Here is a 13,349-nt window from a genome sequence, read left to right as displayed (position 1 = left end):
AAGCTTGAAACTTCCAGAATCAACCTTATCTACAGGTTATCTCTGGCAGGTTTCTTCATCAGGTGTGTCCATCGCTCCGACCTGCCCTTATAGGAAGGTATCCCCATGCGAATAGACCGTTTGACCAGCAAGTTGCAACTGGCGTTATCCGATTCCCAATCCCTGGCGGTGGGCATGGATCACCCGGCCATCGAGCCCCTGCACCTGATGCAGGCGCTGATCGACCAGCAGGGCGGCTCCATCAAGCCGCTGCTGATGCAGGTCGGCTTCGACATCAACAGCCTGCGCCAGGCCCTGGTGAAAGAGCTGGACCAATTGCCGAAGATCCAGAACCCCACCGGCGACGTGAACATGTCCCAGGACCTGGCGCGCCTGCTCAACCAGGCCGACCGCCTGGCCCAGCAGAAGGGCGACCAGTTCATCTCCAGCGAACTGGTGCTGCTCGCCGCCATGGACGAGAACAGCAAGCTCGGCAAGCTGCTGCTCGGCCAGGGCGTGAGCAAGAAGGCCCTGGAGAACGCCATCAACAACCTGCGTGGCGGCGCGGCGGTCAATGACGCCAATGCCGAGGAATCGCGCCAGGCCCTGGACAAGTACACCGTCGACCTGACCAAGCGTGCCGAGGAAGGCAAGCTCGACCCGGTGATCGGCCGTGACGACGAGATCCGCCGCACCGTGCAGGTGCTGCAGCGGCGCACCAAGAACAACCCGGTGCTGATTGGCGAGCCGGGCGTGGGCAAGACCGCCATCGCCGAGGGCCTGGCCCAGCGCATCATCAACGGCGAAGTGCCCGATGGCCTCAAAGGCAAGCGCCTGCTCGCCCTGGACATGGGCGCGCTGATCGCCGGCGCCAAGTACCGCGGCGAGTTCGAGGAGCGCCTCAAGGCCCTGCTCAACGAGCTGTCCAAGCAGGAAGGCCAGATCATCCTGTTCATCGACGAGTTGCACACCATGGTCGGTGCCGGCAAGGGCGAGGGCGCCATGGATGCCGGCAACATGCTCAAGCCGGCCCTGGCCCGTGGCGAGCTGCACTGCGTCGGTGCCACCACGCTCAACGAGTACCGCCAGTTCATCGAGAAGGACGCGGCGCTGGAGCGGCGCTTCCAGAAGGTGCTGGTGGAAGAGCCGAGCGAGGAAGACACCATCGCCATCCTGCGTGGCCTGAAGGAGCGCTACGAGGTGCACCACAAGGTGGCCATCACCGACGGCGCGATCATCGCCGCGGCCAAGCTCAGCCACCGCTACATCACCGACCGCCAGTTGCCAGACAAGGCCATCGACCTGATCGACGAAGCGGCCAGCCGCATCCGCATGGAGATCGACTCCAAGCCGGAAGTGCTCGACCGCCTCGACCGTCGCCTGATCCAGCTGAAGGTCGAATCCCAGGCACTGAAGAAGGAAGAAGACGAGGCCGCCAAGAAGCGCCTGGAGAAACTGACCGAGGAAATCGAGCGTCTGGAGCGTGAGTACTCTGACCTCGAAGAGATCTGGGCGTCCGAAAAAGCGGAAGTGCAGGGTTCGGCGCAGATCCAGCAGAAGATCGAGCAAGCCCGCCAGGAGCTGGAAGCTGCCCGCCGCAAGGGCGACCTCAGCCGCATGGCCGAGCTGCAGTACGGGGTGATCCCGGACCTTGAGCGCAGCCTGCAGATGGTCGACCAGCACGGCAAGACCGAGAACCAGCTGCTGCGCAACAAGGTCACCGAGGAAGAGATCGCCGAAGTGGTGTCCAAGTGGACCGGCATCCCGGTGGCCAAGATGCTCGAAGGCGAGCGCGAGAAGCTGCTGAAGATGGAAGCGCTGCTGCACCAGCGTGTCATCGGCCAGGACGAGGCGGTGACCGCCGTGGCCAACGCCGTGCGCCGTTCCCGCGCCGGCCTTGCCGACCCCAACCGGCCGAGCGGCTCGTTCCTGTTCCTTGGCCCGACCGGCGTGGGCAAGACCGAGCTGTGCAAGGCGCTGGCCGAGTTCCTGTTCGACACTGAAGAGGCGATGGTGCGTATCGACATGTCCGAGTTCATGGAGAAACACTCCGTCGCTCGCCTGATCGGCGCCCCACCCGGATACGTGGGCTACGAGGAGGGTGGCTACCTGACCGAGGCCGTGCGGCGTAAGCCTTACTCGGTGGTGCTGCTCGACGAAGTGGAGAAGGCCCACCCGGACGTGTTCAACGTGCTGTTGCAGGTGCTCGAGGATGGCCGCCTGACCGACAGCCATGGGCGCACCGTGGATTTTCGCAACACCGTGATCGTGATGACCTCCAACCTGGGCTCGGCGCAGATCCAGGAACTGGCGGGTGACCGCGAAGCGCAGCGTGCAGCGGTGATGGATGCGGTGAGTTCGCACTTCCGTCCGGAGTTCATCAACCGGATCGACGAAGTGGTGGTGTTCGAGCCGCTGGGCCGCGAGCAGATCGCCGGTATCACCGAGATCCAGCTTGGCCGCCTGCGCAGCCGCCTGGCCGAGCGCGAGCTGTCGCTGACCCTGAGCCCGGAGGCGCTGGACAAGCTGATCGCTGTCGGCTACGACCCGGTGTATGGCGCACGGCCGCTCAAGCGTGCGATACAGCGCTGGATCGAGAACCCGCTGGCGCAGTTGATCCTCGGCGGGCAGTTCCTGCCTGGCGCGGCGATCACGGCCAAAGTCGAGGGCGACGAGATCGTCTTTGCCTGAGCCTTGCTCCCGACGAGCCCCGCATTCGCGGGGCTTTTTTGAACGCCTACAAGCCATTTGGGGCTGCCTTGCAGCCCCAAATGGCCGCTGAAAGCCTTGACCGACCGGCATTGCTCCACAGGCTTCCAGCGGCCGTAACGTTGGATTCTGAATAACTCTTTGAGAATGTTGAAAATTTTCTTTGCATTTTGCTTCGGGTGCGCTTAATATGCGCCCCGCTGTCAGGCACTACACAGATCACCGGCGGTAGAGGCGATCTGAAAACAATTTGCAAATCAGTAAGTTGAAAGCAAATTGGGGGTTGACAAGCGATTCGGAGGATGTAGAATAGCGCGCCTCGGAGACATGAACGCAAACGCGAATGTCGAAGAGTTCGAAGCTGAACAGCCTTCGGAAGTAGTACGAAGTTGTAGTTCCGCGATAGCTCAGTCGGTAGAGCAAATGACTGTTAATCATTGGGTCCCTGGTTCGAGTCCAGGTCGCGGAGCCAAATTCGGGGTGTAGCGCAGTCCGGTAGCGCGCCTGCTTTGGGAGCAGGATGTCAGGAGTTCGAATCCCCTCACCCCGACCATTTTCCGGGTCGTTAGCTCAGTTGGTAGAGCAGTTGGCTTTTAACCAATTGGTCGAAGGTTCGAGTCCTTCACGACCCACCATGTAAAAAGGGCATCTCGCATGAGATGCCCTTTTTCTTTTGTCTGTCGAATTTTTCTCGTGCAGCTTGTTGCACAGAGAGCATTCGGCACTTGGCAAATTGCTTCGTGCCGCTTCCCCACAGGCTACAGCGCCGCTCTCGAGGGCAACGGTACCGGCGATGGGCTGCGCAGCAGCCCCAGAACCTGTCCAGTCGCATCCCAGCGACAAAAAGGGCCGCATCGCGGCCCTTCAGTTTCAATTCCATATGGATCAGTGCAGCTTCAAGCGCGGTTCGGTCCCACGCCCGATCTTGCTGCCCAGCATCAGCATCAACGTGCGGAAGGTCCCATACAGCGCCATCTGGTGCATCCGGTACAGCGACACATAGAACATCCGCGCCAGCCACCCCTCCAGCATCACGCTGCCGGTGAGGTTGCCCATCAGGTTGCCCACCGCCGAGAAGCGCGACAGCGACACCAGCGAGCCGTAGTCACGGTATTCATAGCTCGGCAGCGGCTTGCCTTCCAGGCGCGCCTTGAGGCTCTTGGCCAGCATCGAGGCCTGCTGGTGCGCGGCCTGGGCCCGTGGCGGCACGTTGCGGTCGCTGCCCGGTTGCGGGCAGGCGGCGCAATCGCCGAAGGCGAAGATGTCGTCGTCGCGGGTGGTCTGCAGGGTCGGGCGCACCACCAACTGGTTGATACGGTTGGTCTCCAGCCCATCGATATCCTTGAGGAAGCCCGGTGCGCGGATACCCGCCGCCCAGACCTTGAGGCTGGCCTGGATGACCTCGCCGCTGGCGGTCTTCAGGCCATCCTCGGTCACTTCGCTGACGGCTGCATTGGTCATCACCGTCACTCCCAGCTTCTCCAGGGTCTTGTGCACCGGCACGCTGATGCGCTCGGGCAGGGCCGGCAATACCCGTGGCCCGGCCTCGATCACGGTGATGTGCATGTCCTTGGGCTGGATGCGGTCCAGGCCATAGGCGGCCAGCTCATGGGCGGCATGGTGCAGCTCGGCGGCCAGCTCCACGCCGGTGGCGCCGGCGCCGACGATCGCCACGCTGATCTTCTCGCTGGCCGTATCGCCCGCATGGGCGCGCAGGTAGTGGTTGAGCAACTGCTGGTGGAAGCGCTCGGCCTGCTTGCGGGTGTCGAGGAACAGGCAGTGCTGGGCTGCGCCAAGGGTGCCGAAGTCGTTGGTGTTGCTGCCCACGGAAATGACCAGGGTGTCGTAGCCCAGGGTCCGCGCAGGCAGCAGTTCGCGGCCCTCTTCGTCGAGGGTCGCGGCCAGCTGGATCTGCTTGTTCTCCCGGTCCAGCCCGCTCATGCGTCCCAGCTGGAAGTTGAAGTGGTTCCACTTGGCCTGGGCCACGTAGTTCAGTTCGTCTTCCGAGGAGTTGAGCGAACCTGCGGCCACCTCGTGCAGCAGCGGCTTCCAGATGTGCGTCAGGTTGGCGTCGACCAGGGTGATCTCGGCCTTCTTGCGCTTGCCCAGGCTTTTACCCAGGCGGGTCGCCAGTTCCAGGCCGCCGGCGCCGCCGCCGACAATCACGATGCGATGAGTCATGGGGATATCTCACAAGTTTTACGGAATCCTTGGCCCCGGGGGCCGGCCGCACACTGCAGGAGGGGAGGGCGAGCGCGAGGCAGCTCATAGCACCAGTCCACTCAACAGGCGGCTAAGCAGGCCCAGACCGATGGTCACGATCACCACCAGCGCAAGGAGCAGCAAGGGCCGGAAAGGCTTGCGCTCGACCTGGTGCTGGGGGGCTCGCAGGTATTCATCGACACGACGCTGATCTTCTGGATTCAGGCGGCTGGTCATGGTGGGCCTCGTCAGATAGACGTTTGTGATTGCATGAACGCTACAACGATCACGCAAGCGCTTGAAACAAATGATAATGCTTTCTATCTCCGGCGCCGAGTGTACGCCATCGCAAAGACTCTCGGCACTGGATCAAAGACTGATACCTACATCGAAGACGATGCTGCGCCCCAGGTTGCCGCGTAAAAAATCCGGCGCGTCAGGGTGGGCGAACAGCACCCGGGCGAAGGTCGGCCCGACCAGCGACAGCGAGCGCCAGCCCTGGCGCAGGTATTCGGTGGGGGGCGGGAAGTGGCTGTTGAGGTCCAGCACTTCGCGCTTGAGGCTGGCGAAGGCGATGATGTCCAACTCGCCCAGGTCGAGCCCACGCTCCCGGTAGTTGTGCGCCTTCTTGCGCAGCGTTGGCGCCAGGCGCGCGAGCAGCTCCTGGGCACTGATCCGTCGTGGCCGTGCTTCGCGGCGCACCAGCTGGCTCAGGGAGAACGCACTGCGCCTGCGCTGCAGCTCCTCACGCCACTCATCGTTGAGCCGACGCCCCTCGTCGAGGACGAAGAACACCTCGAAGGCAGCATCGCGAAACAGCACGTCCGGCGGTTCCTGGCCGGCCGGCATGAAGTCTTCGCTGCGATAAGGGATGTTCAGCCCTTGCAGCAGGCGCTGGCACACCCAACGCTCACGCTCCCACTTGCGTGCATTGGAGAGAAAGGCATTGGCTTGTTCGGCCTGGATGGTGAGCAGGCGCAGGTAGTCTGAGTCATCCATGGGAACAAGCTTAGCCGCTAATCCATGACGGTAAGATGCTGTTTGTGCGCAGGATTCGGTCGGGGGCCGAGTTGAATGGGTGTAGACTCGTGATTGTTCGACACGGGAGCGAGTTCGAGGTGATCAGCGCACAGGTCCTGTCCACCACCAGCCTGACCCTGGGCTGGCTGGCCTATGTACCGCTATTGATCTGGGCGGCGAGCCGTACCCGCTGGGTCGAGCTGTTCAGCGACAGCCGCCGCCAGCACCTGTTGTTCGGCACGGTGTTCGGCCTGTTCGCCCTGTGGTTGGTGCGGCGCGATTTCGATACCGGCGTGTCGTACCACTTCATCGGCATGACCGCCGTGACCCTGCTGCTGGACTGGCCGCTGGCGATCCTCGGCGGTTTCCTCGCCCAACTCGGCCTGCTCCTGCTCGGGCGCCAGGACCTGGCGGCCCTGGGCATCAACGGCCTGTTGCTGATCGGGTTGCCGGTGCTGGTCACCGAGGTGTGTGCGATCCTGGTCGAGCGGGCGCAGCCGCGCAACCTGTTCGTCTATATCTTCTGTTCAGGGTTTTTCGCCGCAGCGCTGGCTGCCTTGCTCTGCCTGTTGGCCGGGCTTGGCCTGTTGTGGCTGGATGGGCGCTTCGCCATGCCGGAATGGTTGGAGGATTTCGTCGGCTACCTGTGGTTGATCATCTTCCCCGAGGCCTTCATCAACGGCACGGTGATCAGCGCCCTGGTGGTGTTCTGCCCCGAATGGCTGGAGACCTTCAACCGTACCCGCTATTTACAGGCGCCCTGGAAGGATGATGAACGCTGAGGCACTTCTGCTTCTAAGTAGGGGCGTCTTGGGGCTGCAGCGCAGCCCCAGCAATCTCCCAGGCCCCACAAGCAGACTCAGTGCCGTGGCTCCAGATCCCCGGAGTACAGCTCATCCTCGGCCTCGCTCGAGCCAGGAATCTTGTGCTCCTCCGCCGCCCAGGCGCCCAGGTCGATCAGCTTGCAACGATCGGAGCAGAACGGCCGGAACGGGCTTTTCTCGCTCCATTCCACAGGTGCACCACAGGTCGGGCAGTCAACGGTCAATGGCTGGCTCATGGCTGGCCTCCTCGTAAAGTCAGGTAAAAATGATGCAGGCGATCGACCTGCTCGTGCAGCCAGCCCAGGTCGCGGTCATTGACCACCACGTCATCGGCATGACGCAACCGCGCTTCGCGCTCCAGCTGGGCCTGGAGGATGGCCTGCACCTGCTCGGGGCTGGTGTTGTCGCGCAGCAGGGTGCGCTGTACCTGCAGCGCAGGCGGGGCATCGATCACCAGCACCCGCTGGGTCTTCTGGTGCTGCCCAGACTCGATCAGCAGCGGTGAGACGTACACCGCATAGGGCGATTCGGCCTTGGCCAGGTAGCTGAAGATCTCCTGGCCGATCAGCGGATGCAGCAGCTCCTCCAGCCAGCGGCGCTGGGCCGGGTCGGCGAAGATCAGCTGGCGCAAGGCCGCACGGTCGAGCTGGCCGTCATCCAGCAGCACGCCAGCACCGAAGCGCTCGACGATGCTGGCCAGGGCAGGGCGGCCAGGCTCGACGACCCAGCGCGCCGCCTGGTCGGCATCGACCAGGTGCACGCCCAACTCGACGAAGCGCTGCGCCGCAGCGCTCTTGCCACTGCCGATGCCGCCGGTCAGGCCAAGAATCCAAGGGGTAAAAGCCGCGGTGGTCATCAGATTCCAAGCAGTTGCATGTAGGAGGTGTATATTTCATCACCCCAGAGCACGGCGATCCAGCCCGCAATGGCCAGATAGGGGCCAAAGGGCATGGCCGAGCCCATCGACGCCTTGCGCAGGCGCAGCAGGCACAGCCCGATCAGCGCGCCTAGCACCGAAGACAACAGCAGCGTCAACGGCAGCACCTGCCAGCCCCCCCAGGCGCCGATCATCGCCAGCAGCTTGAAGTCGCCATAGCCCAGCCCCTCCTTGCCGGTCACCAGCTTGAACAGCCAATACACCAGCCACAGGCTCAGGTAGCCGAAGATCGCTCCCCAGAGCGCGTCGTGCAGCGGTACGAACAACCCCAGTGCATTGCCGACCAGGCCCAGCCAGAGTAGCGGCAGCACCAGCACGTCCGGAAGTAGCTGATGTTCGCTGTCGATCAGGCTCAGGGCCAGCAGCCCCCAGGTCAGCAGCAGGGCGAAAAGCAGTTCGAGGGTCGGCCCCGAATGCCAGGCGACAGCCACGGAAAACGCCGCGCAGCCCAACTCCACCAGCGGGTAGCGCGGGCTGATGGAGGCCTTGCACGCAGAGCAGCGCCCCCGTAGCGCCAGGTAGCTCAGCAGCGGAACGTTCTCCCACGCGCGCAGGCGATGGCCGCAATGGGGGCAATGCGAGGCAGGCAGGCACAGGTCGAAGCGCTCGTGCGCCACCGTCGGCAGGCCAAGCGCCTCCTGCGCCTCCCGTTGCCACTGGCGCTCGAGCATGACCGGCAGGCGGTGCGCCACGACATTGAGAAAACTGCCGGCCAACAGGCCCAGCAGCCCCGCCAACGTCAGGAAAAGAGCCGGCTCGCCGGCCAGAACAGTCCACAGGTTCATGTCAGATCAAGCTACCCAACTGGAAGATCGGCAAGTACATGGCCACCACCAAACCACCCACCACCACGCCGAGAATCAGCACGATGGCAGGCTCCAGCAGGCCTGTCAGCTGGTCGAGCGCCTGGCTGACCTGTTCCTCGTAGTGGCTGGCGGCCTTGCCCAGCATCTGGTCGAGGGTGCCACTGGATTCACCGATGGCCGTGAGCTGTACCAGCAATGGCGGAAACAGCGGTTCCAACGCCATCGCCTGGTGCAGCCCCTGGCCGTTGGCCATGCCCTGGCGCAAGCGCAGGATCGCCTGTTCATGCACTCCCGAGCCACTCACCGCCGCCACCGTGCCCAGCGCATCGAGCAGCGGAACCCCGGCGGCATAGGCCGTGGACAGGCTACGGGCAAAACGCGCCAGCGCCGCCCGGCCCAGCAGCCCGCCGAGGACCGGCAGGCGCAGTACCTGCCGGGATATCCACAGGCGTGCGCATTCATGACGTCGATACAGCTGCACCAGGCCCGCGCCCAGCATGATGCTGGTGACCAGCAGCCACGGCGCATGGCGCCCCAGCCCTGTGGACAAGTCGATGACCCACTGGGTGAGCGGCGGCAGAGCCCTGTCGAAGCTGGCGAACAGCGCCTGAAAGCGCGGCACCACCTCCAGCAGCAGAAGCGCCGACACGCCCAGCCCGGTCAGCAACAGCAGAAGCGGGTAGAGCATCGCCTTGCGCACCCGCCGCCGCAGGGCCTGGCGCTGTTCCAGCAGGGTGGCCAGCTGTTCGAGCTGGCCATCGAGCGTGCCGGACTGCTCGCCCACCCGCACCAGGTTGCAGTACAGCCGATCGAACCAACGCGGATGGCGCTGCAGCGCATCGGCCAGGCCCAGGCCTCCGGCGACATCCTGCTGCAACCGCGCCAGCAGCCTGGCCAGGCTCTCGTCCCCACCGCTGCGCCCCATCACCTCGAATGCCTGCAACAGCGGTACCCCGGCCTTGAGCAGCGTCGCCAACTGCCGGCTGAAACCCGCCGGGTCGGCCTTGTCCCGGCCACGGGGCCAGCGCCACCCCAGGCGGCTGGCCGGCCGCAGGCTGGCGACCTGGATGCCCTGGCGCTGCAACCCGGCGCGCACGTACGCCGGGCTACGCCCCTGGGTTTGCCCACTGATGCGCTGGCCGCTGGGGTCGGTGCCTTCCCAGGCATAGAGGCGTGTCGAATGGCTCATGCGAAAGTCCTTGCTGCTGTCGCGACAAGCCCCGTAACAGCTTGCCGTGCCCATGACCAGGCGGGTTGCTCTGATGGTCACTAGAGTAGTTCAGCGAACAGGACGTCCAGGCGGGCAGGGGTGACAAAAGGTGTCCGTTCGGCTCTACTGCGCGCCTGTCGGCCTGGTGTCCGAGACAGGAACCAAGGCATAGCCGTATCAACAAGGAAACACGCTCATGAAAGGGCAACGAGGCATTACCCTGATCGAACTGATGATCGTCGTGGCGATCATCGGCATCCTGGCGACCATCGCCGTCCCCATGTACACCAACCACCAGGCGCGGACCAAGGCGGCAGCCGGGTTGCTGGAAATCTCCGCGCTCAAGACCGCCATGGACCTGCGCTTGAACGAGGGCAAGGATGTGGCGGATGTCGCAGCGCTGGGGGGCCAGGCGAGCACAGCGCACTGCGCCATCACTGCCAGCGGGACGGCTGCCGATGGTAGTGCCAGCATCGTCTGCACCCTCGCCGATGCGCCTGCCACGGTGCTCGGCAAGACGCTCACGCTGACCCGCTCCGCGACGGGGTGGAGCTGTACCACGACGGTGGAGGCAGACCTCGCGCCGAATGGTTGCAAGGCGTCTTGAGGTTGGGGCTGGGGGTGGGGAATAACCGAGGCGAAACAGGGGTTTGCGTATCTGTCACGGCAGTGGTAGCGTTGCGCTCACGCCGGTGTAGCTCAGTCGGTAGAGCAGCGCACTCGTAACGCGAAGGTCGCAGGTTCGATTCCTGTCTCCGGCACCATGACATTCTCCGGTAAGGCCCAGTAACTACCGGAAACCCCAATGAAACCGCCCTCTGTGGCGGTTTTGTTTTTCCGGTAGGTTCCGAGTCCTTCCAGCACATTCCGGAAACTTTTAGTACATTGCGCAGCACATCGTAGATTCGAGTGCACAGGTGATGTACTAAATGCCCCTCACAGACACAGCGTAAGCCCCAGGACAAGGCCTACACCCTCAAGGACAGCGACGGGCTGTTCCTGTACATCGCGCCCAACGGCACGAAGTCCTGGCACTACCGGTTTACGTGGCACGGTAAGCAGGCGCGGATATCGATGGGCACCTATCCAGCCATCGGCCTGCGTGATGCACGGGAGCGCCGCGACGAGGCCCGCTCGCTGGTGGTCAAGGGCATAGGCCCACGCGACGAGCGCCGCCGAGCCAAGGCCGAGGCCGCCGTGCACCAGGAGAACACCTTCGAGGCGGTGGCCAACCGCTGGCACGCTTTCAAGCTGCCGCGCTGGTCGGCGGCCAGGAAGGGCGCAGCGATGCAGGCCCGCTTCTATCTGGACACGGACTTGCTGCCAGAGCTGGGCCGAATACCCATTGCGCAGATCAAGCGTGCCAATGTACTGGAGGCCATGCGCCGGGTCGAGCGGCGCGGGGCCTTGAACTCGGCACGCAAGTGCCGCTTCTGGCTCAACGAGATTTTCCGGTACGGCATGGCCGAAGGCTTGTTGGACGTCAACCCGGCTGCCGACCTGGACATCGTTGCAGTTCCTGAGCCACCAGAGCAGCACAACCCGTTCCTGCGGCGCGACGAGTTGCGGGAATGCCTGCTGGTGCTGCGTGGCTACAAGATGGCCGGGTACGTGCGCAGCGCCATCCGACTGTTGCTGCTGACCGGCGTGCGCACGATCGAGCTACGCAGCGCAACGATTGACCAGTTCGACTTCGATGATGCCCTGTGGTCGGTGCCGGCCGGGGTGGTGAAGCAGTTGCAGAAGAGGGTAAGGACGCAAAGCGGGGGAGATTCCACCGTACCTGGTCCCGCTGTCGCGGCAGGCCGTGGAAGAGGCGAAGCGCGTACACAAGCTGACCGACGGCTACCGCACGCTTATCGCGGGTCGCAATGACCCACGCAAGCCTATAAGCGATGGCACCGTTAACTCTGCCTTGCAGCGCATGGGGGACAAGGGCCGGCTGACCGGGCACGGAATCCGCGCCACGATCTCGACGAACAGAAGGTTAGACAACCGCAGATGTTTTCACACAGCCTGGACCAGAAGCGGACGGTTCCGAGGGCATATCACGCCGCCCTTTAGGTGTGGAGGGGTCTAAGAAATCAGGGACGGCAAGGTTACACTAACGCTTTACTAGCTCGGAGCGTTGTTTTGAACTTCACTGGTCAAACATTCGATACGATTCTGAACGCACTGCACGACGGCGTGTACATCACGGATGGGGTAGGGATTACAGTTAAGGTAAACAGCGCGTACGAGCGTCTGACTGGACTGCAGAGCGAACAGCTCATTGGACGCAGCATGCACGACCTGGTACGCGACGGTGTCGTTTCTCAATCCGCATCTTTGCGCGTACTCCAGCAAGGCGCTCCGGTTTCTGTCATGCAGAGCCTCAGTAACGGTAAGAAGCTGCTGGTGAGTGCAACCCCTATTTTCGAGAATCGCCGTATCAGCTACGTCGTCAGCGCCGTACGTGACATGACCGAGCTTCTGCGTATGAAGCATGAGCGGGATGAGCTCGCTGGGCTCAAGAAGCTGCGTCAGAGCACAGCGCAGTTGCATGCTGGCGAATATGAAAAACTGGCTCAGTCTTCGCTGGTCTTTGACCAGGCGCAATCAGGCCCACTTTTCGCACAGGCACGACGCGTAGCAGGCAGTGACGTGAAGGTGCTGCTGTTAGGGGAGACGGGGGTCGGCAAAAGTCTCGTCGCTCAGTACATTCACAATTCTAGCGCTCGGGCTAAGGAACCTTTCATTCCGCTCAACTGTGGAGCAATGCCGGAAAACCTGATCGAGGCGGAGTTGTTTGGCTACGCGCCTGGGGCGTTTACTGGCGCAGCTGCCAAAGGTAAGCGAGGGCTCCTAGAACTGGCGAATCATGGAACGTTGTTCCTTGACGAAATTGGCGACCTTCCTTTGTCGCTTCAGGTCAAGCTTCTGAAGGTCATTGAGGAGAAGCGGTTCATACCCGTGGGTGGGCTTGAACTGCGCGAAGTAGATATCCGAATCATAAGCGCCACCCACCATGACTTGCGACAGAGAGTAGAGCAGGGGTTGTTCCGTGCTGACTTGTACTATCGACTGAACGTGGTGCCCATCCGCATTCCCGCGCTTCGCGAGCGCGCCGGAGAGATCTCTACGCTGTTGGAGCATTACCTAAGGCAGTTCAACGAGCGCTATGAGCGCAACATGTCTTGGGGGCTAGAGACCCTAGACCTGCTCTGTGATTATGCATGGCCTGGAAATATTCGCGAATTGATCAACCTGGTCGAGCGTTTGGTAGTTATCTGCGAAAGTGACACGATTGAGGCGTTGGATCTCCCCGAGGAGATCCTTAACCTGCACGATGATCGCTTAAATCAAAATCGTCTGCCGCTGCGCAAGGTCCTAGAAAACGCAGAGCGGAGCGCGATCCTTTCAGCAATGCGCGTCCACAAGACCACGCGCCTAGCAGCCAAAGCGCTGGGTGTGAGCCAAGCAACCATCGTCCAGAAGATGAAACGCTGGGAAAGATCTGATTAGGTTTCTAATCGGTAGTCGCTTTTGTGATTGAAACTGTGATCACACGGTCGTGTCGGAGGTTAGCAAGAACGGGGCGAAACCCTTCAAGCACGGGCCTTTCAAGAAATTGGCACATGTTTTGTTCTCTCGTGGTTCATCTCAATAAAAAATGAGGATGA

Annotated in this window: 12 protein-coding genes and 4 tRNA genes; 9 read left to right on the top strand and 7 right to left on the bottom strand. The window is 62.6% G+C overall.

All coding sequences use genetic code 11. The features are described from left to right. Window positions 1-105: 105 nt before the first annotated feature. The 4 genes from clpB (at window position 106) to ACDI39_RS12740 (ending at window position 3,323) form a co-directional block, all read left to right on the top strand. On the top strand, window positions 106-2,670 hold the full coding sequence (clpB, locus tag ACDI39_RS12755; RefSeq protein WP_253104170.1) for an ATP-dependent chaperone ClpB: 2,565 nt from the start codon (window positions 106-108) through the stop codon (window positions 2,668-2,670). 414 nt (window positions 2,671-3,084) lie between these two features. Further along, window positions 3,085-3,160: transfer RNA gene (locus ACDI39_RS12750), tRNA-Asn, on the top strand. A gap of 4 nt (window positions 3,161-3,164) precedes the next feature. Next, window positions 3,165-3,241, top strand: a tRNA-Pro gene (locus tag ACDI39_RS12745). A gap of 6 nt (window positions 3,242-3,247) precedes the next feature. Next, window positions 3,248-3,323: transfer RNA gene (locus ACDI39_RS12740), tRNA-Lys, on the top strand. Window positions 3,324-3,573: 250 nt separating this feature from the next. Here ACDI39_RS12740 and ACDI39_RS12735 read toward each other — a convergent pair. The 3 genes from ACDI39_RS12735 to ACDI39_RS12725 form a co-directional block, all read right to left on the bottom strand. Continuing rightward, window positions 3,574-4,869, bottom strand: a complete 1,296-nt coding sequence (locus ACDI39_RS12735; RefSeq protein WP_225790869.1) for an NAD(P)/FAD-dependent oxidoreductase — start codon at window positions 4,867-4,869, stop codon at window positions 3,574-3,576. Window positions 4,870-4,953: 84 nt separating this feature from the next. Further along, window positions 4,954-5,127, bottom strand: coding sequence for a DUF3094 family protein (locus tag ACDI39_RS12730; protein ID WP_225790870.1), 174 nt, complete (start codon window positions 5,125-5,127; stop codon window positions 4,954-4,956). 132 nt (window positions 5,128-5,259) lie between these two features. Beyond that, window positions 5,260-5,889 carry a DUF1780 domain-containing protein gene (locus ACDI39_RS12725; protein ID WP_225790871.1) on the bottom strand — a complete coding sequence of 210 codons (630 nt, stop codon included), beginning with the start codon at window positions 5,887-5,889 and terminating at the stop codon, window positions 5,260-5,262. A 119-nt stretch (window positions 5,890-6,008) separates the two neighbouring features. Here ACDI39_RS12725 and ACDI39_RS12720 point away from each other — a divergent pair, with 119 nt between their 5' ends. Next, a complete protein-coding gene (locus tag ACDI39_RS12720) occupies window positions 6,009-6,692 on the top strand; it encodes an energy-coupling factor ABC transporter permease (protein ID WP_225790882.1) in 684 nt (227 codons plus the stop codon). Between the two features lie 77 nt (window positions 6,693-6,769). Here ACDI39_RS12720 and yacG read toward each other — a convergent pair whose 3' ends face one another. Genes yacG through ACDI39_RS12700 form a run of 4 tightly spaced genes read right to left on the bottom strand, consistent with a single transcriptional unit; the run spans window position 6,770 to window position 9,666 of the window. After that, window positions 6,770-6,970: a DNA gyrase inhibitor YacG gene (yacG, locus tag ACDI39_RS12715; protein WP_225790872.1), complete on the bottom strand. Its 201-nt coding sequence runs from the start codon at window positions 6,968-6,970 to the stop codon at window positions 6,770-6,772. Beyond that, window positions 6,967-7,590: a dephospho-CoA kinase gene (coaE, locus tag ACDI39_RS12710; protein WP_225790873.1), complete on the bottom strand. Its 624-nt coding sequence runs from the start codon at window positions 7,588-7,590 to the stop codon at window positions 6,967-6,969. The genes yacG and coaE overlap by 4 nt, the downstream gene beginning before the upstream one ends. Further along, the gene (locus ACDI39_RS12705) at window positions 7,590-8,456 is read right to left on the bottom strand and encodes a prepilin peptidase (RefSeq protein ID WP_486538810.1); all 867 of its coding nucleotides are present in this window, start codon (window positions 8,454-8,456) and stop codon (window positions 7,590-7,592) included. Before ACDI39_RS12705 ends, coaE begins: the two co-directional genes overlap by 1 nt. A gap of 1 nt (window position 8,457) precedes the next feature. Next, window positions 8,458-9,666 (bottom strand): type II secretion system F family protein, encoded by a 1,209-nt coding sequence (locus ACDI39_RS12700; RefSeq protein ID WP_225790875.1) that lies wholly within the window; start codon window positions 9,664-9,666, stop codon window positions 8,458-8,460. Between the two features lie 217 nt (window positions 9,667-9,883). Between ACDI39_RS12700 and ACDI39_RS12695 the strand changes: the two genes are divergently transcribed. The 4 genes from ACDI39_RS12695 to ACDI39_RS12680 all read left to right on the top strand — a co-directional run bounded on the left by ACDI39_RS12695 (window position 9,884) and on the right by ACDI39_RS12680 (window position 13,191). Then, window positions 9,884-10,294 (top strand): pilin, encoded by a 411-nt coding sequence (locus ACDI39_RS12695; RefSeq protein WP_225790876.1) that lies wholly within the window; start codon window positions 9,884-9,886, stop codon window positions 10,292-10,294. A gap of 81 nt (window positions 10,295-10,375) precedes the next feature. Beyond that, a tRNA-Thr gene (locus ACDI39_RS12690) sits at window positions 10,376-10,451 on the top strand. A 229-nt stretch (window positions 10,452-10,680) separates the two neighbouring features. Continuing rightward, window positions 10,681-11,562 (top strand): tyrosine-type recombinase/integrase, encoded by an 882-nt coding sequence (locus tag ACDI39_RS12685; RefSeq protein WP_486538989.1) that lies wholly within the window; start codon window positions 10,681-10,683, stop codon window positions 11,560-11,562. A 258-nt stretch (window positions 11,563-11,820) separates the two neighbouring features. Continuing rightward, window positions 11,821-13,191, top strand: a complete 1,371-nt coding sequence (locus tag ACDI39_RS12680) for a sigma-54 interaction domain-containing protein (RefSeq protein ID WP_368816675.1) — start codon at window positions 11,821-11,823, stop codon at window positions 13,189-13,191. Window positions 13,192-13,349: the final 158 nt, after the last annotated feature.

Source organism: Pseudomonas sp. Tun-23181 (genome assembly GCF_057415455.1).
This window is presented reverse-complemented; position numbering and strand designations above follow the sequence as displayed.